Below are 22111 nucleotides of genomic sequence, written 5' to 3' on the forward strand. Positions count from 1 at the left end.
TTTATATATATTTTTTACGATGGAAAAGCAAGAAGCAATATAAATGCTCAAGGAAATAGAGAATAATGCAGAGGGGATATAGCGATGAGGTTTGAAATAATAGATCAGCCGATTAATATACAAAATGTTATTGATAAAGTAATAAGAAGAAATGCGGGTGCTGTTACTACGTTTATTGGGACAGTGAGGGAAATAACAGCAGGGAAAAAAACACTATTTTTAACATATGAAGCTTATACTCCAATGGCAACAAAAAAACTTGCGCAAATAGGCGAAGAGGTTAAGCGGAAATGGGGAGATATCGATATTGCTATTACTCATCGAATTGGCAAGCTAGAAATTAGTGATGTCGCAGTAGTTATCGCTGTTTCCACTCCGCATCGAAAGGATGCTTATGAGGCAAATCAATATGCAATCGAAAGAATAAAAGAAATTGTACCTGTTTGGAAAAAAGAGCATTGGGAAAATGGAGAAGAGTGGATCGGCAATCAAAAGGGGACTAAAATGTATCCCAATGGTAAGCCAGGTGAGGAGGAATTACATTGATTACATTGCTTTTTTTTGCGGGTGTGAAAGAAACAATAGGAAGCGAGACGTTAACATTGAAAGGGAAACAACAGACAATAGCGCAAATTAAGGAGTACTTACTAAATACATATCCATCTTTATCCCTTCAAGGAGTAATGGTAGCGGTTAATGAGGAATTTGCACTGGATGAGGATATTGTGAAGGAGAACGATACAGTAGCTTTTATTCCCCCTGTTAGTGGAGGATGAGGAAGGAGTAAATGCAAATGAATCAGAAGAGATATTCACGCCAGATACTATTTTCTTCTATTGGAACAGAGGGGCAGAGAGAAATTAGGACGAAACATGTGCTAATTATTGGTGTTGGTGCGTTAGGATCGTCCATTGCAGAGATGTTATGTAGAAGTGGCATTGGGAATCTTACTATTATAGACAGAGATTATGTGGAGAAAAGCAATCTTCAGCGACAACAATTGTATACAGAACAGGATGCAAAAGAGCGGATACCAAAAGCTGCTGCTGCAGAAAGAAGATTAATGGAGATTAATAGAGAATGCAGCATTAAGAGTATTGTTGGGGAAGCAACGGTAGAGCTATTGGAGCAGTTAGCGAAGAGCGTTGATATAATAATGGATGCAACTGACAATATGGAAATAAGAATGATTGTAAATGATATAGCGGTGAAGCATGAAATACCTTGGATTTATGGAGCTTGTGTAGGGAGTTCTGGAATGAGCTACACGATTGTACCAGGAGAGACACCGTGTTTACATTGCCTAATAAAATCTATGCCGATGACCGGTATGACATGTGATACTGTAGGGATTATCGCTCCGACTGTTCAATTAGTAGTTTCCCATCAAGTGACCGAAGCGTTAAAAATATTAGTCGGAGATAAAGCTTCCTTACGAGGAACATTTTTAACCTTTGATTTATGGAAAAATGAACACCATAATATTAAAGTTAATCGCGTGAAAAGGGAGGACTGTCCAACTTGCGGAGAAAATCCGACTTATCCTTTTTTGAAAAAAGAAAACCAGACAAAGACAGCTGTTTTATGTGGAAGAGAAACGGTTCAGATTCGTCCTTCTAATCCAAAGGATATCCCATTTCAGCAACTAGAAGAAAGTCTTCAGAAGAAAGGATATACAGTGAGGCAAAATCAATTTCTCCTCAGTGTTCAATTAGAGGCGAACAGAGTAGTGTTATTTAAAGATGGCAGAGCGTTGATACATGAGACAAATGATGTAGTATATGCTAAAACTCTTTATGACCAATTATTAGGATAGTAAAAAAAGCCTCGCGCTGTTATTTCACAACGCGAGGCTTTTCTTATTGTTCAAGTGAACCAACGACAACTAATTTACCTGTATCTAAAACTTCCTCGTATTTAGCGGCTTCTGCTTCTGTTAATCCGACTGATTGCATTTTTGAACGCAATTCGTCACCTCTTTTTCGGAAAACATTACTGATGGAATCCAGTAGTCCTTGTTCCTTCATGGATACATTTCCTGTTTCCGTTGCATTTGTTAAGTCTTCTGAACGATCCTTATCGTGGGCGAAAATATAAATGTTTTCCTTTTTATACCCTTGGTTTTCTAATGCGTTAATAATGTTGCTTGCTTGTACACCATTTTCTACTATTTCTACTTTATACATAATGATAGCCTCCTATTAATGTGGAATTTATCTATGTGTGTTATATACCTCTTATAAAAAAGATGAAACTCTTTTTCCATTGGTAATATTTTCATTGTCTATCCCTTGGGAAATTATACATAGACAAATATCCCCACAATCGACAAAATTCCCTATATAATATAATTAAGAGAATCATAGAAACAGGAGGGGGCAAATGGTAAGCAAAAAAGAAAGAGAACAAATTAATCGAGAGCTAAGCGCTGGACAAAAGGAACAGGCAAGTACAACAATGGAGTTAAATAACAGAAGAGGATTTCGATTTCCTCGATTTGGTTTATATAAAGTAAAGAATCGGATAAATAGAAAAATCATGCTTTTTTTAAGTATTTTAGTAGTGGGGTTGATAGTCGGAATAGTTGGGCTTTGGAAAGTTGCTTTTCCAAAAGAACCAGTAGTAAGAACAGGTGCTTATTTAGAACAGATGAAGGATTTATCAACATTAGCCACCTCGCAGGCCTTTGTAAAAACAATCTTAGAAAAAGAAGATAACGAGATTTTTGGAAAGGGAATTGAGGCAAATATTCCAGGAACGAAACGAAAAATACTATTAGTGGTACCTGGTACACTGACAGCTGGAGTAGATTTATCGGAAATAACAGAAGAGCAAATTAAAATTAATGAAGAAGAGAAAACAATTCACATTCTATTACCAAAAGCGGGCTTTCTTCAAGATCCTTCTATTAGTTTTGATGAAGTAGAAACGTATTCTGTTTCTGGCATTTTTAGAGGAGAGGTGGAATGGGAAGAAGCTTATAGCTTAATGGATGAAGCAAAGGAAGCGATGAAGGAAGAGGCTGTGGAACAAGGACTATTGGTAAAAGCAGAGGAAAATGCCCAAAAGACATTGAAAGAATTCTATGGGAGACTAGGATATACTGTTGAAGTAAAGTTCACAGGGGAATAAAGGAGGGGGAAGCATGACCGCATCATGGCAACAATTATTAGAGCAGGAGCGCCAAAAGGATTACTTTATTCAATTAGAATCCTTCTTAGAAGTAGAGTACAGAGAATCAACTATTTATCCAAAACGCGAAGATATCTTTAATAGTTTAACGTTCACTCCCTATGACAAAGTAAAGGTAGTCATTTTAGGACAGGATCCTTATCACGGTCCCAATCAAGCACACGGATTAAGTTTTTCCGTTAAGCCGCAAGTAAAAATACCACCATCTTTAAAAAATATCTTTAAAGAGCTTCATGAAGATTTAGGGTGTCCTATCCCGAATCACGGCTATCTAAAGAGCTGGGCCAATCAAGGGATCCTTCTGTTAAATACGGTTTTAACCGTTCGTGCAGGACAAGCTAATTCTCATCGTGGAAAAGGGTGGGAAGTATTTACAGACCAAGTAATAAAAATGCTGAATGAAAGAGAGGAGCCAGTTATTTTTGTATTATGGGGCAATCCTGCCCAAAAAAAGCTTGCTCTTATCGATCAAAAAAAGCACGGTATCGTCTTATCAACACACCCAAGCCCGCTTTCAGCACATCGAGGTTTTTTAGGAAGTAGACCGTTCTCTACGATTAATCGCATGCTAGCAAATGGGGAACAGCCTCCTATCAATTGGGTATGAGTAAAATGTTTGTGGGAGAATAAATATCCTTTTTGTCTAGTTGGGGGACGAGTCCCCCAACTAGACAAAAAGGCCACCAAGCGAAAGCGCGGTAGCTGGAAAAAATTAAGTATTAAAAAAGAGAGCTTCCTTTTGTAAAGTAGAGTTTGACTAGAATACTACGAAAAGGAGAGGCTCTCATGAATCAATGTAACACAAAAATGCCATCATTAAAAGAATTGGAAAAAACTTTATTTCGAACACTACAAATGACCTTTCAAGAAATCCTTGTTCAAACATTAGAAAATTGGGATCTAGAGATTGCTCAGCAACGAGACAAAAGAAGATTTGCTTTACGAGATAAACGAGAAATACGAGTAGATACAGCGTTTGGAGCAGTGGAGCTGAAGCGTAATTATTATTTCGATCGTGTAACCAAAAAATATATTTGTCTGTTAGATCATTATTTACAGTTTCAAGGGAATAAAGGGTTTAGTCCACTATTAGAAGAATGGGGGCTAGAATTAGCGACAAATGGTTCCTCCTATCGAAAGGCGGTGGAAACGTTCGAACAATTTTTAGGCTATTCGGCGATGAGCCACGAAGCATTACGGCAACATCTTCTTCATACAAGCGTACTTCCCGCTAAGGAAAAACGTCCTTTTCAAAAGGTGTTGTTTGTCGAAGTAGATGGATTATATGTGAAGAGTCAAGAAAAGAAAAAGCGTGGATGGGAGTTGAAATTCGCCGCTGTACATGAGGGATGGAAAGAAAACGGAAAGCGAGTCAGGCTCCGAAATAAAAGGCATTTTCTCTATGAAGAAAAAGAACCCTTTTGGGAAGCTTTTGAAACATTCTTACAGAATCATTATGCGTATGATCCAACCCAAACCTTGCTTATTATTAATGGCGATGGAGCAGGCTGGATAACGGCATGTCGGGAGTATTTTCGGGAACGCGCCTTTTTCACCATGGACCGTTTTCATGTCGCTCGTTCGATGAAGCAACTAATGAAGAGCCATCCTCGATACCGCTACATGAAAAGAGCGTTAAAAAACTACCAGGTAGAAACATTACTTCTAGAGTTGAATAGCGCAGTAGGAACAATGGATACACCAGAAGAAGAAGAAAAACTAGCGCATTTCCTCGGCTTTTTAACGCATCATCAGGAAACCATAAAAGATTACCGTAGTTGGTTACAGGAGAAAGGCGTGGACACGACAGCGTATCGTCCAATGGGAAGTGCAGAAGCAATGATGAATCAATTAGCCAAACGATTAAAAAATGGAAGAGCATGGAGCAAAAAAGGCGTCATGAGCATGGCACGTTTGTGGATTGGGTTGAAGGATGATCTATCTATCCAAACGATATATGGAAAATGGGAAAAAGCCACGGAAAAATCAAAGAAAGAGCATCGACCGAAAAGAAAAATACCCACAAAATTAGTAACAGAAACCGTGCGTCAGAACATGCCATACTTAAATCAAGCGATTGGAAAACCCGTTCACTTTGCCTTACAGGGATTAAAAGGTTTTTAAAAAATGAGAGAATCAACAGTTGGAAGAACAAAACCAATTGGAAAGCGGATACAAACTTAGAGGTTTTACTTTATAAAAAAGGGAGCTAAAAAAACTCCCACAAAAACTTGACTCAATCATCAATTGGTGTATAGATGATTTTTTGGAAAAAGAATAATATAATAAAGGAAATATACATGAGCAGTGATTTCTCCAGATAGGAAAAGAAATCGCTGCTCATCGTGTGTATTTTCCTGCAAGGGATTGGAAGGGTATAGAATGGACAAGAATAAGGTAAATTGCTATAAAGTGAAACTTCCATCAGTGGGGTTTTCCTCTTCCCCCACTGATGGTTAGTTGAACCAATCGGACCTTTACGGAGAGTTGATCTCCGACCCTAGCTTCCTTGTATTCTCATAAGCTTGAGGGGGGAGTCTTACTGTCTGTTAAGAGTGGGATAAATTAAATTTTACTATGTTACATGGGATAGTCAGTTCCCTAAAGGGTGTAAAGCATTCCAATTTAAAGGAAGAGCGCTACCATCTGTCGAAGTAAAAAGAGCATCTGGACACGAATGTCTTCGCTTCCAGGCAAAGGAGGGATGAAATGAATATCTCTATACAACAATTATTAGCTAAGATAGAAGATCAGTTAGCAGAAGCTAAAACAAGCAATTCCGATGCAAGAATAAGAGAAAGAGTCTACGCGATTAAATCCTTATGTGAGTTGGTTTTAGAACAGGAAGGAATACAAGGCGTAACCTATCAGCAACCCGTTCAGCAACCAACCTTCCAAGCTGTTCAAGCGCCATTAACCATTCCAAAACAAACCATACAGACACAAACAAATAAAATAAAAATGGAAGAAGGAAATGGCGATTCCTTATTTGATTTTTAGGTTTGAAGAGAAGTCTGCTTGACTCTACGGAAAATGTGGGAAAGTCTGAGAACCTGCAGGAGTGCAACGGATCGTTAATTTAGTAGTGCTTAGTTATAGGAAGAGTCTATCTGCAGAAAGCACGAATAAGGTGCAACAATCAACACTTCATACATAGATCCATTTATATAAAAAGTTAAAAAGAAGGAGATAAAAATGAAAGCTTTTATCATTATCGGAGCAATTAATGCTCTATTATCTGTAGGTTTAGGAGCATTCGGTGCCCATGGGTTAGAAGGGAAAATACCAGAAAAATATCTTGAAACGTGGAAAACAGGTGTTACTTATCAAATGTTCCATAGTACGGGATTAATTCTAATCGGTTTACTCTTAGGGAAATTTCCAGAAAGCAGTTTGTTGAATTGGGCAGGATGGCTAATGTTAATTGGAATTATCCTATTTGCAGGAAGTTTATACATATTGGCCGTTACCCAAATCAAAATACTAGGAGCTATTACACCAATAGGTGGAGTAGCATTTTTGACAGCGTGGTTATTAATTATTATCGCTGCTTGGAAATGGATGTAATTGGATCGTATAAAAGGATAGGTAAGCAAAGGATTGATATTCTTACCTATCCTTTTTTCTTACTTTTCCAAAAGAAAAAGTACTTTGTAGTAGGAGGTTACTCTTGAAAGTTATATTTAGCAAATTTCATAAAATGAGCAAGAAAAAGAAACTCTTTTTTATTGTCGTTTTACTTTCATTTATAGGGTCTATCGTGTTTGTGCATAACAATTACTCCTTCTATGAAAAGCCAATAGCAGAAGTCGTAAAAACGGAACTAATAGATAAAACGGAAGTAAAGGATCAATTTGATAATAAGGATTATATTTTTATTCAGCAAATTATTGGGGTAGTGAAAAATGGGAAGGAAAAAGGGAAACAAATTTATCTAATGAATGAATATTCTTCTTCTAAAGCCAATAATGATGAATTCTATGTCGGAAATGAATTATTTGTTCATATTGATTCTAAGTTAGGAGAGAATGGCTATCTGAAAGGAAGCGTACAAGATGTAAAAAGAGATACATATTTGTTGATGATTGGGTGGGTTTTTATTTTTGCCTTGCTATTTGTTGGTAAAAAACAGGGCTTGTATTCTCTTATTAGCTTGATTATTAATGCCGTCATCTTATCCGTTGCATTGGACGTTTATTAAATACGTCTGAAAAGAGTCTGCTGTTAATTTGCAGTATAAGCGTGATTATCTTTACGATTATTTCCCTTATACTTGTGAGCGGGCGAAACGAAAAAACATATGCTGCGATTATAGCGACCTTACTAGGTACTTTTATTTCTCTATTTATTACTTACTTTGTTTTATGGTTAACTTCAGAAAAAGGCCTTCGCTATGAGAAATTACAATTTATTACGCGTCCTTATAAATTGGTCTTTTTGGCAGGACTATTTCTCGGATCCCTCGGCGCTGTTATGGACGTCGCCATTACCATGTCTTCTTCGATATTTGGATTGTATGAAAAGAATAATAATATATCTGTTAAAGCATTAGTAAAGTCAGGAAGGGAAATTGGAAAAGATATTATTATCACAATCCATCTATTAGTAGAAAAGAATTGTACAAAGCTGGATTAAGTATTGGAAAAGATATTCTTGGTACAAGTACGAATACGTTATTTTTTGCTTTCTTTGGTGGCTACCTCGCACTGCTGATTTGGTTTAAAGATTTGTCCTATACGTTAGGGGAAATTGTAAATTCAAAAATATTTGGGGCAGAAATGATTACGATTCTTAGTGCAGGAACAGGTGTTACACTTGTAATCCCTATTACCGCATGGATAACTGCCTATTTTTTGGTGAAAGATAAAACGTCATAACTTAATATAAGGGGGGACTTTTTGAAGTCCCTTTTTGTGCCTCTAAATCAAAGCATAAAAAAGTACACCACTATATAAGTGATGCACGGAATTTCTCTTTGTTATCTAGGTGGATATGTAGTCAAGTTTGGTGCTGCAACGCCATACGGATACTCATACTCAATCTCTTCATCAAAAGTAACATAATCGATATATAGCATAGGCAGTAAATAACGAATTCCAGTTTGCGGGTCGCTTAAAATAAGATGGTCACGCCCTGCTGCTTCAACAATGCCTTTAAAGATTTTAGCATTCCATTCTCTATTGTTTTCAAATGTTGCATATACGGTTGCGATTTTTCCTTTGTTAAGACGTAAAATATTCTCGATATAGGATGCTTCAAGTGGCAGCTGTCCTGGCAGTGTAGTAGGTGTTGGGCTTGGTGTAGGCGCTGGTGTAGGTGTAGGAGTAGGGACCCCTTGTTGTATTGGTGTTTGTGGCTGATACACTTGCTGATTTCCATAGGTAGGAATTTGCCCGGGGTAAGTCCCGTATCCTTGTGGATAACCGTAGTTTCCATAATTTGATTGACTCATTTTCATCCCTCCATAGTCTTCTATTCAATCTTCCCATACATACTTCCATCATTCAGAAGTTGACCATAAAATTTACAGATAAGAAGTAGACGGTGAATGTTGATTCCTTCTTAGGTCATCGCTCACTATTTCATCCTATGAGGAAAAAGAAAAAGTTATGACAAGGAGTTAAGAATTTATATCGAAATCAACTGGATTTATTTAGAGAAGAAGCAGTTAATCTTTAAGAGAATAGAAAAAAAGAGAATTCTCCAGTAATCTCTACTAGAGAATTCTCTCCTTCCATTTAGTTTACATGTAAAAAGTTAGTGATTGCCTCTTGTTTAAGAATGGTGCCTACAAAGAAAGAACCAAATTCACCATAGCGTGCGCTTACTTCATCAAAACGCATTTCATATACTAATTTTTTGAATTGGAGCACATCATCTGAGAATAAGGTTACGCCCCATTCGTAATCATCAAAACCAACAGATCCTGTAATAATCTGTTTTACCTTTCCAGCGTATTGGCGGCCAATCATGCCATGGCTACGCATTAAGTTTATGCGGTCTTCCATAGGAAGCATATACCAGTTGTCTTCTCCTTGGCGGCGTTTATCCATTGGATAGAAGCACACATAACTGGATTCTGGAAGGATTGGGTATAATCTAGATTTTACATATGGATTTTCATATGGATCTTGATCTGAATCAGAAGGAAGATAATTACTTAATTCTACAACAGAAACATAGGAATGAGCTGGAATAGTAAACTCAGCTAATTTTGTTTTGTTGAATTCTGTTTCTAGTTGTTGTAATTCTTCCATAGTTGGACGGAGAATCATCATCATGAAGTCCGCTTTTTGTCCAACAATTGTATATAGGGCATGGCTGCCGCTATTGTTTTCTTGAACAACATTCCATTTTTCCAATAAACCTAGAAATTCATTGATTGCCTCTTGTCTTTCATCGTTAGGTAACATTTTCCATGTAGTCCAATCTACTGTTCGGAAATCATGCAGGCAATACCAACCATCTAATGTTTTTGCTGCTTCACTCATTTATATATTCACTCCTTATTTAATAACATTTATCCCACTCTTAACGGACAGTAAGACTCCCCCCTCAAGCTTATGAGAATACGAGGAAGATAGGTGGGAGATCAACTGTCCGTAAAGGTCCGATTGGTTCAACTAACCATCAGTGGGGGATGAAGGAAAACCCCCACTGATGGAAGTTTCACTTTATACGATTTTAACTATATCATAGTTTCTCCATATATTAGTGGAATAACCCTTGAGATAATTGTGAACAAATTGTGACTTCTAGAAAAAGGAAGTTTCAGTTCGTCTAAAAAAGTATAATGAAGTTACATATAGGGAATTATCAGATTTATAACAGAACTTCCATCAATATTTCATCTTCATCTTCTTTGCATTAGTAGATGAACGCATCATGCTTTATATGGGATAAAAATAGAAGAAAGTAAGGAATATTCCTTGAAATTTTATCATGGTAGAGTATCCTATTAAGTGTACATAAAAAGGAGGAAGAAAATTAATGAGTGATTTATTTACAGGTTTAAAAGAAAAAGTAACTGGCCAAAACGTAAAGATCGTTTTCCCAGAAGCATTAGATGAGAGAATTTTAAAAGCTGCTGGTCGTTTAGCAGAAGATAAAGTGTTAATTCCTGTTTTAATTGGGGACATAGAAGAAGTTCAAGCAAAAGCAAAAAATCTAGGTGTTTCTTTAGAAAATGCAGAAATTTATGATCCAAAGAAATATGCTCAATTTGATGCATTAGTTGCTTCTTTTGTTGAAAGACGTAAAGGAAAAGTAACAGAAGAAGACGCGCGTAAAATCCTTTTAGATGAAAACTATTTTGGGACAATGCTTGTTTATGCTAACCAAGCAGATGGTCTAGTAAGTGGTGCAATTCATTCAACAGCTGACACTGTTCGTCCGGCTTTACAAATTATTAAAACAAAACAAGGTGTTAAGAAGACTTCTGGTGTATTCATCATGGTTCGTGAAGATGAAAAATATGTATTTGCAGACTGTGCAATCAATATTACTCCAGACAGCCAAGATTTGGCAGAAATTGCTGTGGAAAGTGCGAAAACAGCAAGAATGTTTGACATTGACCCACGCGTTGCAATGTTAAGCTTCTCAACTAAAGGTTCTGCAAAATCACCAGAAACAGAAAAAGTAGAAGGTGCATTAGCTGAAGCAAAACTAAGAGACCCATTATTAGTAATTGATGGTGAATTCCAATTTGATGCTGCATTTGTTCCATCTGTAGCGAAACAAAAAGCTCCAGATTCTCCAATTCAAGGAGATGCAAATGTATTTGTATTCCCAAGTCTAGAGGCTGGTAATATCGGTTATAAAATTGCACAAAGATTAGGTAACTTTGAAGCAGTCGGACCAATCCTTCAAGGCTTAAATGCTCCAGTAAACGACCTTTCTCGTGGATGTAACGAAGAAGATGTTTATAAATTAGCATTAATTACTGCAGGACAAAGCTTAGCAAAATAATTATTTTTAAAGAAGCTTGGACATAAGTATTTTCAACCAAATAACCCCGAACGATTATACGTACATGCTAAGAAAAATTCGTATAATTGTTTGGGGTTTTATTCATTTTAAGAAAGAATGAGAGATTGAGGTTCATCAAAGGTTTTGGAAAAAGTTAGGATGTATTTAGAAGGTGGAATTCGTGAAGATTTGTTAATTAAAGATGGTTGGCGTGACTCTTTACTATATAGTGTTTTAGAACATGAATGGGAAAAGTAATATAACTAGTTTTCTTTATCTAAGATGGGCTTCAACGAAAGTAGCATCGTGAAAATGTAAAGCTCAGAGTCTGAGCTATTGAATGTGTTAAATAGTATGTGTTATATGGTGTGAATTCCAATGTAATTTTCATTTCCCCATATTAATTGAACTGCTTAGCTTTAGAAAAAGCTCTTTTTTCGTTATAATAAATCATTGTGAATGAATAAAGAAAACTATATCTTTTAAAAATAGGATAGATGGTTGTTAAAACAAAAGGAGCTAAGTGATGGTCGGCAATACTAGTTTGTTAAAACAAGATAAATGGAGAATCATTGATCAGTCAACAACAGGTTTACATGTATCAGCGCTACACTCTTTCGGCATGGATGATACTTTATGTTCCTCTGTTGGAAGTGGCATGGTACCTGCTACGGCACGAACATGGGTACATGATCGGACGATTGTATTAGGAATTCAAGATACGAGATTACCTCATCTGAAAGATGCATTGGCTTTTTTAAAGGAGCAGGGATACCAATACATTGTCCGTAATTCTGGTGGACTTGCTGTTGTGTTGGATAAAGATGTGTTAAATATTTCGCTTATCCTGCCAGAACAGGAAAGAGGAATAGATATTAATAGTGGTTATGAGACGATGTGGGAATTAATTAACTATATGTTTAAAGAATATGGGAAAACGATAGAAGCAAAGGAAATTGTCGGATCGTATTGTCCAGGCAGCTATGACTTAAGTATTGATGGGAAAAAATTTGCAGGCATTTCTCAAAGACGCTTAAGAAGTGGGGTTGCGGTTCAAATTTATCTTTGCATAAATGGCAGTGGAAAGCAAAGAGCGGAAATTATCAAGCAATTTTATGCTGCAGGACTGCAAGGAGAGACAACCAAATTTGCTTATCCAGAAATAAAACCGGAAGTAATGGCTTCTTTAGCTGAACTATTAGACGTTCCACTAACAGTTGATCAAGTGATGACAAAGTTGCTTCTTGCTTTAAAAGATCACGCAGAGTTTTTATTTGCAGATCAATTACAAGGGGAAGAGCTACCACTGTTCGAGTCTTATTATGATCGTGTCGTTGATCGAAACGAGAAAATTATGCAGGCATTTCGTTAAAATCAAAAAGAGGATAAGGAAGGTGATTTTTTGAATCCCTTTCCTTATCCTCTATTTATAATCGAGAATGGTTGCCAACTCCAAAAACTTCTCTCTTTTTTGTTATGCGTTTTATAAGCCGCTAAACGGTCTTTCCGCTTTTTAAAATCAATCTAGCTAGCAAACTTCTCCCTACGATAAGTCAACATCAGATCGCTATCGCTCTCTGTGTTTCCTTTATCTCAGGAAATGCTGCTCCACCCCACACGCCGCTGAACGGTCCCTTTCCGCTTTTTAATTACTCTGCGACTTTTTCGAGGTTTCCGTTTCGGTCCATTTTAAACTTGGTTGGGCGCTCATCTTCTTCTAGTACCACAAGTTTACGGGCTCTGTTCATGATTTTCATGAGTGTTTCGTAATCTTCTTGCATCATTTCTGAGTTGTTTTCGATTTGATGTAGCTTTTCTTCTAACTCTTTGTTGCGACTTTTGATCGTGGCCATTTCTCTTTTTAATCTTTCATTCTCACTTTTTAAGATTTCCAGCTGTATTGGAGCACTTCGGAAATTTTGTAAGTAAGAGAGAACGGCATCAAAATTAAGTGTGCTAGCTTGATTGTAGCTCACTCCTGAGTAAACAGGAGTTTTCTCTACTTCAATGTTCGTTTGTGGTTCTTCTGTTTGATAGTTTGCAAGCTCATCTTCTTCTGGACTAGTAACATGTGTATCTAATGTTTCTAGTGAATCGAATGTCTCCAACTCCATTGAACCAAGTTCTAAACTAGTGGAAGCAGTAAGAGCCTCGAGATCGTCCACTGTTGGTACTGGTGGTGAGTATAATAGTTTCTTTTTACCACCTTGATCTTTTCCTAGCATCCGTTGTCGTTGTTTTCGCTGTTTCTTCGCAAGCTGCAGCGCCTTCTCATATTGATGACGAACGACTGCGTTCCAGCGGAATCCACACGCAGCTGAAGTTCTATTTAATTTATCCCCAACTTCTTCAAATGCGTTTAACTGTGTACTTCCTTCTCTGACATGTCTTAAAACTGTTTCTGCTAATAATAAATCGTTTTCTTCAGACCATGCATCTTGTCTAACCTTCATTCTTAACTCAACTCCCAACTTAATCACGATAAATAAATATTTCTAGTTCCATCTTTTCCAGAAATATGTTTGTTTATACAAAAGAAATACAAGGATAGTAGATTTTTTTATAGTTTAGAAAAAAGGGAAATTAGCGGATAAAGAGGGTTGAAAAAAAGCCGGCAACTTGGCCGACTATTTTTGATACATATACGATTAAATTTTCTATGCTCTTTTTTCTATTAAAGTTCCTTCGTTGCGGATAAAGAAGGCTGATAAAAATGCAAAAATACTTACAATAAATCCGAATAAGAAGAGATGGTGAATACCATCCATAAAGGTAGTACCACTATTTAGCAAAGATCCCATAATGGTTACACCGATTGCTGTTCCCATATTTCGGCAGAACATAAAGAAAGAAGTAGAGATCCCTTTTTCGTGATTTCCTACTAATGCTTGAGCGCCAATAACACCAACAGTACTTAGTAGTCCAAATGCTAATCCTTGAACAATCATGAGGATAAAGACGTACCAGAAGCCGTTTGATTCATTTAATAATACTAATAAAATTCCTGACAGTAATAGTAATGTATTTCCAATTATTAATAGAATGCGATAGCCATATTTTAATATCCATTTACCAGCTGGAACCGACATGGCCATCCATCCAACAGACATACCAAGGAGAGAAACACCACTCCATAGGACAGAAAGGCCAGCTTGGTTTTGCAGGAATAATGGAATATAGCTTGATGTTCCAAATAAGGCCAATGTTCCAACAAATCCATTAAGGAAAATCCAAGTAATTGTTTTATTCTTAAAAATGGATAATGGAACAATAGGAGAAGATTGTCTTTTCTCAAAGAAATAAAATGTGATTAATAGAAGGATACCGACTATAGCAAAAATAAACAGATAACTTTCTAACACGGTAACTAGTAATACACAAGTTATGCCGACTCCAAACAGGACAGCACCAATATAATCTACTTGTGCCTTTTTAGGTTGATAAACTTCTTTATATGGAATCAAAGTTAATAGTGCAATGATACATACTGGAAAATTAATGTAAAAAATCCATCTCCAACTCAAAAACTCTACAAAAAGAGAACCAAGTGTGGGAGCTAATACGGCAGATAATGCCCACATGCCAGTAAATAATGCTTGGATCTTCCCTCTTTTTTCAATAGAAAAAAGGTCTCCAGCAATGATAGCAGGAAATGGCATCATGAATCCAGCTCCCATTCCCTGTAGTGCGCGGAAAATGACTAATTGAGGCATAGTCGCTGCAATTCCACATAAGAGTGAGCCGATTAAAAAGACGATAATCCCGAAAGCAAACAGTTTCTTTCTACCAAAAAGATCAGAAAGTCTGCCGGCAATTGGTGACAGTATGGTGCTAGCTATCATATAAGCAGCAAAAGACCAAGCGTATAATGCCGTTCCGCCAAGTTCCTCTGCAATAATTGGCATGGTTGTATTCATAATAGTCGTATCAATAGAGGCGATCAACATTGCAAGCACAATGCTGCACATTACTAATAGTCTACTTTTATTCATTTAATAACCTCCCTATATTCAAGAGAAAATTATAACGCATATTGATTAATTAATATAGAGAAGGGAATTAGTTTAGAAAAAATACTGCCGTAGCAGATAGACAAAAATAGCATAGTAGGAGCGGATTTATTCCACAAATTCGTCACTGTTTTACACTCTTTTGCATCTTGCATTGCTAGTGGAGAAGGGGTAAAATACCATATAGTAATGAGTGAGAATGTTGTCGATTAGATGATTGATAACTTTAATAGAGAGCATTTAAAGAAAGGGTTGTCCCAATGGCAAACGAATTTCGTGTTTGCGACGATTGTCAGGCAGTAAATTTAAAAACGTTAATACCACGTTTAAAGCAAATAGATCCAGATGCAAAAATTGAAATAGGATGTCAATCCTATTGTGGTCCTGGTCGCAAAAAAACATTTGCTTTTGTCAATAATCGTCCACTAGCTGCATTAACAGAAGAAGAGTTAATGGATAAAATTAATACAAAGTTAAAAAAATAATAGAAACTCATCTATTATTTGAAATCTTCAAATGAAACAACAACAATGAAAAACAGAGTCTTTGTAAAACCAGAGGAGCTTCCACTAGATAGTTATTTTATGGAGAAAACCATGATTTTTTTCCTTTTTAAAATGCCTACACGGAACCCTCTTTTTCTATCTTTAGAATATGGAGCGTACTCTAAATTACTAGAATGAATAAAAAATAGCCAATAGAACGAAAGAGAGTGAGAAAGATGCCATATTCGACGGATAAGTTAAACGAAGAGAAAGTATTTAAAGATCCAGTCCACCGCTATATCCATGTTCGTGACCGAGTGATATGGGATTTGATTGGGACGAAAGAGTTTCAGCGCCTGCGAAGAATTAAGCAGCTTGGCACAACTTATCTTACTTTTCATGGTGCGGAACACAGCAGGTTTAATCACTCTCTAGGAGTATATGAAATTGTTAGAAGAATAATTGACGATGTTTTTGAAGGCAGAGAAGAATGGAATAATAACCAAAGATTGCTTTCTTTATGTGCCGCACTCTTACATGATTTAGGACATGGTCCTTTTTCTCATTCGTTTGAAAAAGTGTTTGATCTCGATCATGAAGAATTTACACGCAGAATTATCTTAGGAAAGACAGAAGTAAATAAAGTCTTAACAAGAGTAGAGAAAGACTTTCCCAAAAAAGTGGCCGAAGTAATCGCAAAAACATCAAAAGAAAAACTAGTTGTTAGTCTAATCTCCAGTCAAATTGATGCAGATCGAATGGATTATTTACTAAGAGATGCATACTTTACAGGGGTTAGCTACGGAAATTTCGATATGGAAAGAATCTTGCGTGTCATGCGTCCACGTGAAGATCAGGCTGTTATTAAGAAAAGCGGAATGCATGCTGTAGAAGATTATATTATGAGCCGTTATCAAATGTACTGGCAGGTATATTTCCATCCAGTGACAAGAAGTGCGGAAGTAATTCTTACGAAGATTCTACATAGAGCGAAACATTTACACGAACAGTTCTACTCTTTTAAATATCACCCCATTCATTTTTACTCACTTTTTGAAGAAGAGACATCCTTAGAGGACTACTTGAAATTGGATGAGGCTATTATTCTCTATTATTTTCAAATGTGGCAAGAAGAAGACGATACTATTTTGAAAGACCTTTGCCGCAGGTTTATGAACAGGAATCTTTTTAAATATGTTGAGTTTGATCCAGCGAAAGAGTATAAGAAACTCCAAGAATTATCTGGGTTATTTCAAAAAGCGGGATTAGATCCGGAATATTATTTAGTTGTAGATTCCTCGTCTGACCTACCTTATGATTTTTATCGACCTGGGGAAGAGGAAGAACGGTTGCCCATTCATCTATTGATGAAAAACGGAGAAATAAGAGAGCTTTCCAGAGAATCGGAAATAGTCGACAGTATCTCTGGAAAAAGAAGAACCGATCATAAGCTGTATTTTCCAAAGGACATTTTAAAGGATGACAGTTCTAAAGGGAAAATCAAAAAACAAATTCGTCAATTGTTGGATATTCAATAGATGTATGTCTTAGGATTAAATCGAGTAGGAGATGACCCAATTTGTTAAAAGATCATGCCAAAGTAATGAAAGCAATTGCTGCTTCGGGCGAAATTATTGGAAGAAAAAAGCTGCAAAAAATGATATATATTGCGAAAAAGCTTGATTTTCCGTTTCATGAAAAATATCAATTTCACTTTTTCGGTCCCTATTCAGAAGAGCTGACCTTGCGAATCGAAGAACTATGCAATATGGGATTTTTAAATGAGATAAAAGAAAAAAAGGGAGGCTATTTCCAATACCGTTATACCTTAACCGATAATGGGAAAGAGTTTCTGGCACTTAATGAAGTGGAGATGCCTAATTTATCGCCTTGTCTGGAAGATATGAATGGCCAGAATTCAAGATTTCTTGAACTTGTTTCAACCGTTCTATTCTTTGATACTTTACCAAAGGAAGAAGTGAAAGAAAAAGTTTTTACTTTAAAAGCAAAGCAAAAATATACAGAAGAAGAAATAGAGATAGCCTACACATATATTGAAAGCTTAAAAGAGAAAACCATTCATTAAAAAAGATCCTACCATGCAATGAAACGATTTGCTTGGTAGGATCTTTTTTAATGGCCATTATTGATCACTTAAGCGTTTGCCTGCAACAGCGTAATGGTTTGTAGGCATTTCCTCAATGAAGACAACTACTTTTTCCTTTGAGGCACCTGTTGTTTCTACAACAGCATCGGTTACTTTTTCTACTAGATTTCGCTTTTGCTCTTCTGTTCTACCTTCTAACATCTTTACAGTTACGTATGGCATCTGTTAGTCCTCCTTGGTTTTTGTTAGTAGTTTTTCATATTTTTTGAAAAAGTGCAAGTTTCTAATCATTTCTTTGTAATTAAAAGGGGGGATTTTTATTTGCTCCTTTCCTAGGAAAAGAAAATTTTCCTTTCCAATTTATAATCATGTATAATTTTAGAAGGAAACATTACTAGATAGAAAAAAACGATTTTCCGTAGAAACTGTTTATAGAGGGGAGCTAATCATTTGTTATTTTCGCAAAATTTGGCGGATTTGCCTTATATTATTATTTCCATTGTTATAGGTTTTACCTTCCATGAATTTGCACATGCATACGTAGCTTATAAATTTGGAGATCCAACAGCGCAAAAGCAGGGAAGATTAACGCTAAATCCTATCGTTCACATCGATCTCATTGGTGCAATCTTTATTTTGATTGCTGGGTTTGGATGGGCGAAGCCAGTGCCAGTTAATCGTCATTACTTTAAACGACCTAAATTAGCTGGAGTATTGGTTTCTCTAGCGGGACCTGTTAGTAATTTAATACTAGCTTTTCTTGGTTTTATTATTATTGCACTATTAATAAAGTTAAATGTTCCAGTAGGAAGTAATTTTGATTTATATCCGTTTTTTCAAATTTTTGTCTATATGAATTTATTACTTTTTGCTTTTAATTTAATTCCGCTACCACCTCTAGATGGCTACCGAATTATAGAAGATCTAGTTTCCTCTCGAGTTAGAGCAAGAATGTCTAAGTATGAGGTATATGGATCTATTTTATTTATTGTATTAATTGTTACCGGTTTATCAAGTTATACAATATTCCCTTGGATTGAGTTTGTGCGAGTCTTTTTCCTTCAACTGTTTAATCAATTATTATTTTAATTTGTTAGAATGGAAAAATTGTCTTTCTTGCACGACAAATAAGAATCGTTAAGCAGCTAGCAATCCGCGATCGCTTAGAATAAATCGCAGAAGGAGTATGAAAAATGGAAGAAAAAAAGAAAAAAACAGTAGGCTTTAATATTATTAAAAATGACCCAACAGATGGGCATAAAGGTTTTGGAATTGGCAGTCTTAGTTTAGAAAATGTATCTCCTGTTATTATTGATGTGGAAGCAGGAGAAGCAATCGTTGATATTGGGGCGATGCATGCAAGGAGTGCTGTAGAGCGTGGTATCAAGTTTTTAAAAAGTAAAGAAGAAGTGCCAAATGGCAAGGCTTATTGGCTAGTATGGGTAACGATTGACCGCAAGCCTGAAGGTCCTTACTATGCTGGGGTAACAGCTTGTGAAATGACCGTAGATCGTTCGATTCGCAGAGGCTATAAATCCTTGCCAGACCATGTGAATAAGATGGATAAAAGTATGAAAAGGCATATTATGGTTGATAATATGGATGATAAGTCTAAAAAGGTGCTTGCTGATTTCCTAAAAAATCATGATCAGCAACTCTGGGATAACTCCCTAGAACAGCTGAAAAAAGACTTGTTAGGATAATTTTTTGAAAATGTTGACAAATGTGAAGAGAAATCGATAAACTAAAAGAGAAACAAATAAGGCTACGGATAATAGCAACAAACTATCCGAAAAAAGCCTTCAATAAAAAGCCCTTTTAAAGGAGATTGTTTTATGAGTGTGAGTGTTCTTAACTAACCGTTAATTTTATACGGCCTTGAATGTTGTTAAAAAATCGGAATTCTACCGGTTTATTTAGCATGCGAATTTCAAGGAAGGTTAAGAATAAGCCTCATAGCGAGCAATAGACGATCCAAGCTATGGCATATTTGTCATAGCTTTTTTACTTTATTGCGAAGGATTTCCTTATGCCGCAAACAAGCGGATAGGTTTACCCAAAAAAGCTAGTGTGAGCGTTTGTTCATGCTGGCTTTTTTCTGTTTTCAAGGGTTTTTCAAGAAAAAATCAGGAGGTAATTAAATGAATCAACAGACATTTGAAGTATTAGGCTTCTATAAAATTTTAGAGGATATAGAAGCTTATGCGAAAACAAATTTAGCGAAAGAAACCATTCGGAAGCTGCGACCCATTCATGATAAAAGAAAAATGGAGCAGTCGATAAAGGAAATAGAAGAGGCTATAAAAATTATAGAAATATCTAGTAGTGTTCCCATTCATACGCTTGATGAAATGTCCCTATATTTAAGTCAAGCAAAAAAGGGGATTTATATTCGAGCAGATCAATTTCCATTTGTTATTTCCTTTTTAGAGCATTGCACAAAGCTTAAGCAGTTTATGCGTGATAAAGAATTTGCTGCTCCGAATGTTTCACTGTATGTTCAATCTATCCCTGATGTTAGGGAGCTTACAGAAGAAATAACAAGATGTATTAGGCATAGTAATGTCGATGATTACGCATCTAGTGATTTAGCCTATTTAAGAAGACAGTTATCTATCTTGACAGATCGGGTTAAAGAAAAGGCTAACCAACTAGTGAAATCAAAAAAATATGCAAGTTATCTTCAAGACAAAATTGTGTCCGAGCGTAATGGACATTTGACTCTCTCTGTTAAAAGAGAATACAAAACCAAAATGCCAGGAAGTGTACTTGATACTTCTGCATCTGGTGCAACGGTATTTATCGAACCAATTGAATTGGCAGATATGCAAGCGGAAATAGAAACAATGAAGCTGGCAGAAGAGTATGAGGTAGAACGAATTTTATATGAATTAACAGAAAAGCTATTAGCAGAGGAAAATGCGATAAATCTAGCTATCGAAACGATGCATTATTATGATGTTTTGTTTGCGAAAGCAAAATACAGCAGAGCAATTGATGCAAAGTCTCCCGTTTTAACAGATGACTATATGATTCATTTAAAAGAAGCTCGTCATCCAATGCTTGGGCAGAAAGCAGTCCCTTTAACCATTTTATTTGGCGAAGAGCATCGTGCCCTCGTTATTACAGGGCCAAATACAGGTGGGAAAACAGTAACATTGAAAACAATTGGTTTATTAACAATGATGGCACAATCAGGCTTGCTAATTCCTGCAAAAGCAGGGAGCAAAATAGCGATTTTTCAGCATATATTTGTGGATATCGGTGACGGACAAAGCATTGAACAAAATTTAAGTACGTTTAGTTCAAGGCTAGTGAATATTATTGATATTTTAAGAAAAACCAATGACCGTTCGCTTGTATTGCTTGATGAGCTAGGATCTGGCACAGATCCTGGAGAAGGGATGGCCCTCGCTATTGTAATTTTAGAACAGCTTTATCAAAAAGGAGCAACATTATTTGCGACGACTCATTATAGTGAGATGAAGGAATTTGCGGATCAAACAGAAGGGTTTTTAAATGGAACAATGGAATTTGATATCGTTACATTACGGCCGACATATAAGCTGTTATTGGGGCAAAGTGGGAGAAGCCAAGCGTTTGAAATTGCAAGCAAATTAGGACTGCACCCTGAGCTTATTGAAAAAGCGCATGAGATAACGTATAAAAAATATCGGAACTTCCATGATGATCAAAATGTAAATGATCCAAGCTATAAGCAACAGGTAGTTGTTAATAAATATGCCCGCAAATCAGGAATGACAAGGCCGGTTGATACGCCAAGAGCACAAGAGCCAATATTTGAGCAAGGAGATAATGTAATTCTTACAGAGACGAATGAAATGGGAATTGTTTACCAAGGACCAGATGCACAAGGGAGATATATCGTGCAGGTTCGCCAGGAAAAAAGAATAGTCAATCAAAAGCGATTGAAGCTTTATATTAAAGGAACAGAGCTTTATCCGGAAGATTATGATTTTGATATTATTTTTAAATCAAAAGAATATCGAAAAATAAGCAAGCAGCAAAAAAGAAAATATGTAGAAGACGTTTGGTTGGAGGAAGAATGAGGAGAGCGGCAAGGTAACAGAGAGAGGTTGTCTAAGCCCGTTTGGAAGAGGAAGAGAGAGAAAAGGTAACAGAGAGAGGTTGTCTAAGCCCGTTTGGAAGAGGAAGAGAGAGAAAAGGTAAAGAGAGAGGTTGTCTGAGCCCGTTTGGAAGAGGAAGAGAGAGGCAAGGTAACAGAGGAGAGGTTGTCTAAGCCCGTTTGGAAGAGGAAGAGAGAGGCAAGGTAACAGAGAGAGGTTGTCTGAGCCCGTTTGGAAGAGGAAGAGAGAGGCAAGGTAACA

Annotated in this window: 24 protein-coding genes and 2 pseudogenes; 20 read left to right on the top strand and 6 right to left on the bottom strand. The window is 36.5% G+C overall.

Going from position 1 to position 22111, the window contains the following annotated elements:
- The first annotated feature begins 84 nt into the window (after positions 1–84).
- Genes NST60_RS12875 through NST60_RS12885 form a run of 3 tightly spaced genes read left to right on the top strand, consistent with a single transcriptional unit; the run spans position 85 to position 1816 of the window.
- Entirely contained in the window at positions 85–546 is a 462-nt protein-coding gene (locus NST60_RS12875; protein ID WP_016202546.1) for a molybdenum cofactor biosynthesis protein MoaE, read from the top strand.
- Positions 543–776 carry a molybdopterin converting factor subunit 1 gene (gene moaD / locus NST60_RS12880; RefSeq protein ID WP_016202545.1) on the top strand — a complete coding sequence of 78 codons (234 nt, stop codon included), beginning with the start codon at positions 543–545 and terminating at the stop codon, positions 774–776. The genes NST60_RS12875 and moaD overlap by 4 nt, the downstream gene beginning before the upstream one ends.
- A gap of 17 nt (positions 777–793) precedes the next feature.
- Positions 794–1816, top strand: a complete 1023-nt coding sequence (locus NST60_RS12885) for a MoeB/ThiF family adenylyltransferase (RefSeq protein WP_169189403.1) — start codon at positions 794–796, stop codon at positions 1814–1816.
- A gap of 43 nt (positions 1817–1859) precedes the next feature.
- Here NST60_RS12885 and NST60_RS12890 read toward each other — a convergent pair whose 3' ends face one another.
- Complete coding sequence (locus NST60_RS12890) at positions 1860–2186, bottom strand: general stress protein (RefSeq protein ID WP_016202543.1); 327 nt, start codon at positions 2184–2186, stop codon at positions 1860–1862.
- A gap of 196 nt (positions 2187–2382) precedes the next feature.
- Between NST60_RS12890 and NST60_RS12895 the strand changes: the two genes are divergently transcribed.
- The 8 genes and pseudogenes from NST60_RS12895 to NST60_RS26795 all read left to right on the top strand — a co-directional run.
- Complete coding sequence (locus tag NST60_RS12895; protein ID WP_016202542.1) at positions 2383–3132, top strand: DUF4230 domain-containing protein; 750 nt, start codon at positions 2383–2385, stop codon at positions 3130–3132.
- A 13-nt stretch (positions 3133–3145) separates the two neighbouring features.
- Positions 3146–3799 (top strand): uracil-DNA glycosylase, encoded by a 654-nt coding sequence (locus tag NST60_RS12900; protein WP_341098901.1) that lies wholly within the window; start codon positions 3146–3148, stop codon positions 3797–3799.
- Positions 3800–3978: 179 nt separating this feature from the next.
- Entirely contained in the window at positions 3979–5316 is a 1338-nt protein-coding gene (locus NST60_RS12905; protein WP_100525934.1) for an ISLre2 family transposase, read from the top strand.
- Positions 5317–5901: 585 nt separating this feature from the next.
- Positions 5902–6192, top strand: coding sequence for a YwdI family protein (locus tag NST60_RS12910; protein WP_016202540.1), 291 nt, complete (start codon positions 5902–5904; stop codon positions 6190–6192).
- A 195-nt stretch (positions 6193–6387) separates the two neighbouring features.
- Positions 6388–6759 (top strand): DUF423 domain-containing protein, encoded by a 372-nt coding sequence (locus NST60_RS12915; protein ID WP_016202539.1) that lies wholly within the window; start codon positions 6388–6390, stop codon positions 6757–6759.
- Positions 6760–6862: 103 nt separating this feature from the next.
- Complete coding sequence (locus NST60_RS26785; protein ID WP_445304396.1) at positions 6863–7393, top strand: hypothetical protein; 531 nt, start codon at positions 6863–6865, stop codon at positions 7391–7393.
- A 41-nt stretch (positions 7394–7434) separates the two neighbouring features.
- The gene (locus NST60_RS26790) at positions 7435–7827 is read left to right on the top strand and encodes a YibE/F family protein (protein WP_445304397.1); all 393 of its coding nucleotides are present in this window, start codon (positions 7435–7437) and stop codon (positions 7825–7827) included.
- Positions 7776–8069 (top strand): annotated as a pseudogene (locus tag NST60_RS26795) (YibE/F family protein); the annotation flags it as partial. The gene NST60_RS26790 and the pseudogene NST60_RS26795, both read left to right, overlap by 52 nt.
- A gap of 101 nt (positions 8070–8170) precedes the next feature.
- Here the strand turns inward: NST60_RS26795 and gerQ are convergent.
- Both gerQ and hemQ read right to left on the bottom strand, forming a co-directional pair.
- Entirely contained in the window at positions 8171–8644 is a 474-nt protein-coding gene (gene gerQ / locus NST60_RS12925) for a spore coat protein GerQ (protein ID WP_101729883.1), read from the bottom strand.
- A gap of 286 nt (positions 8645–8930) precedes the next feature.
- Complete coding sequence (gene hemQ / locus NST60_RS12930; protein WP_016202535.1) at positions 8931–9683, bottom strand: hydrogen peroxide-dependent heme synthase; 753 nt, start codon at positions 9681–9683, stop codon at positions 8931–8933.
- A gap of 499 nt (positions 9684–10182) precedes the next feature.
- On the opposite strand from hemQ, the gene pta reads away from it, so the two are divergent.
- The 3 genes and pseudogenes from pta (at position 10183) to NST60_RS12940 (ending at position 12532) form a co-directional block, all read left to right on the top strand.
- Positions 10183–11160 carry a phosphate acetyltransferase gene (pta, locus tag NST60_RS12935; protein WP_016202534.1) on the top strand — a complete coding sequence of 326 codons (978 nt, stop codon included), beginning with the start codon at positions 10183–10185 and terminating at the stop codon, positions 11158–11160.
- 129 nt (positions 11161–11289) lie between these two features.
- Positions 11290–11418 (top strand): annotated as a pseudogene (locus NST60_RS26800) (GNAT family N-acetyltransferase); the annotation flags it as partial.
- A 268-nt stretch (positions 11419–11686) separates the two neighbouring features.
- Positions 11687–12532 (top strand): lipoate--protein ligase family protein, encoded by an 846-nt coding sequence (locus NST60_RS12940; protein ID WP_016202533.1) that lies wholly within the window; start codon positions 11687–11689, stop codon positions 12530–12532.
- Positions 12533–12809: 277 nt separating this feature from the next.
- On the opposite strand, the gene NST60_RS12945 is transcribed toward NST60_RS12940, so the two are convergent.
- Together NST60_RS12945 and NST60_RS12950 are read right to left on the bottom strand one after the other, a co-directional pair.
- Complete coding sequence (locus NST60_RS12945) at positions 12810–13613, bottom strand: RsfA family transcriptional regulator (protein ID WP_169189401.1); 804 nt, start codon at positions 13611–13613, stop codon at positions 12810–12812.
- A gap of 204 nt (positions 13614–13817) precedes the next feature.
- Complete coding sequence (locus NST60_RS12950; RefSeq protein WP_016202531.1) at positions 13818–15152, bottom strand: MFS transporter; 1335 nt, start codon at positions 15150–15152, stop codon at positions 13818–13820.
- Between the two features lie 278 nt (positions 15153–15430).
- On the opposite strand from NST60_RS12950, the gene NST60_RS12955 reads away from it, so the two are divergent.
- From NST60_RS12955 to NST60_RS12965, 3 genes are all read left to right on the top strand, one after another.
- Positions 15431–15655: a DUF1450 domain-containing protein gene (locus NST60_RS12955; RefSeq protein WP_016202530.1), complete on the top strand. Its 225-nt coding sequence runs from the start codon at positions 15431–15433 to the stop codon at positions 15653–15655.
- Between the two features lie 236 nt (positions 15656–15891).
- Positions 15892–17193: an HD domain-containing protein gene (locus NST60_RS12960; RefSeq protein WP_016202529.1), complete on the top strand. Its 1302-nt coding sequence runs from the start codon at positions 15892–15894 to the stop codon at positions 17191–17193.
- 41 nt (positions 17194–17234) lie between these two features.
- Positions 17235–17741, top strand: coding sequence for a YwgA family protein (locus NST60_RS12965; protein ID WP_016202528.1), 507 nt, complete (start codon positions 17235–17237; stop codon positions 17739–17741).
- Between the two features lie 57 nt (positions 17742–17798).
- Here NST60_RS12965 and NST60_RS12970 read toward each other — a convergent pair whose 3' ends face one another.
- Complete coding sequence (locus tag NST60_RS12970) at positions 17799–17984, bottom strand: 2-hydroxymuconate tautomerase (RefSeq protein WP_016202527.1); 186 nt, start codon at positions 17982–17984, stop codon at positions 17799–17801.
- A 228-nt stretch (positions 17985–18212) separates the two neighbouring features.
- Here NST60_RS12970 and NST60_RS12975 point away from each other — a divergent pair, with 228 nt between their 5' ends.
- The 3 genes from NST60_RS12975 (at position 18213) to NST60_RS12985 (ending at position 21832) form a co-directional block, all read left to right on the top strand.
- On the top strand, positions 18213–18851 hold the full coding sequence (locus NST60_RS12975; protein WP_016202526.1) for a site-2 protease family protein: 639 nt from the start codon (positions 18213–18215) through the stop codon (positions 18849–18851).
- Between the two features lie 104 nt (positions 18852–18955).
- The gene (locus NST60_RS12980) at positions 18956–19465 is read left to right on the top strand and encodes a YwhD family protein (protein WP_016202525.1); all 510 of its coding nucleotides are present in this window, start codon (positions 18956–18958) and stop codon (positions 19463–19465) included.
- Between the two features lie 438 nt (positions 19466–19903).
- A complete protein-coding gene (locus NST60_RS12985; RefSeq protein WP_101729879.1) occupies positions 19904–21832 on the top strand; it encodes an endonuclease MutS2 in 1929 nt (642 codons plus the stop codon).
- Positions 21833–22111 lie beyond the last annotated feature (279 nt).

Origin of the sequence: Niallia sp. FSL W8-1348, from assembly GCF_038006745.1 — a bacterium.
In the GTDB taxonomy this organism is placed as follows: domain Bacteria; phylum Bacillota; class Bacilli; order Bacillales; family Cytobacillaceae; genus Niallia; species Niallia alba.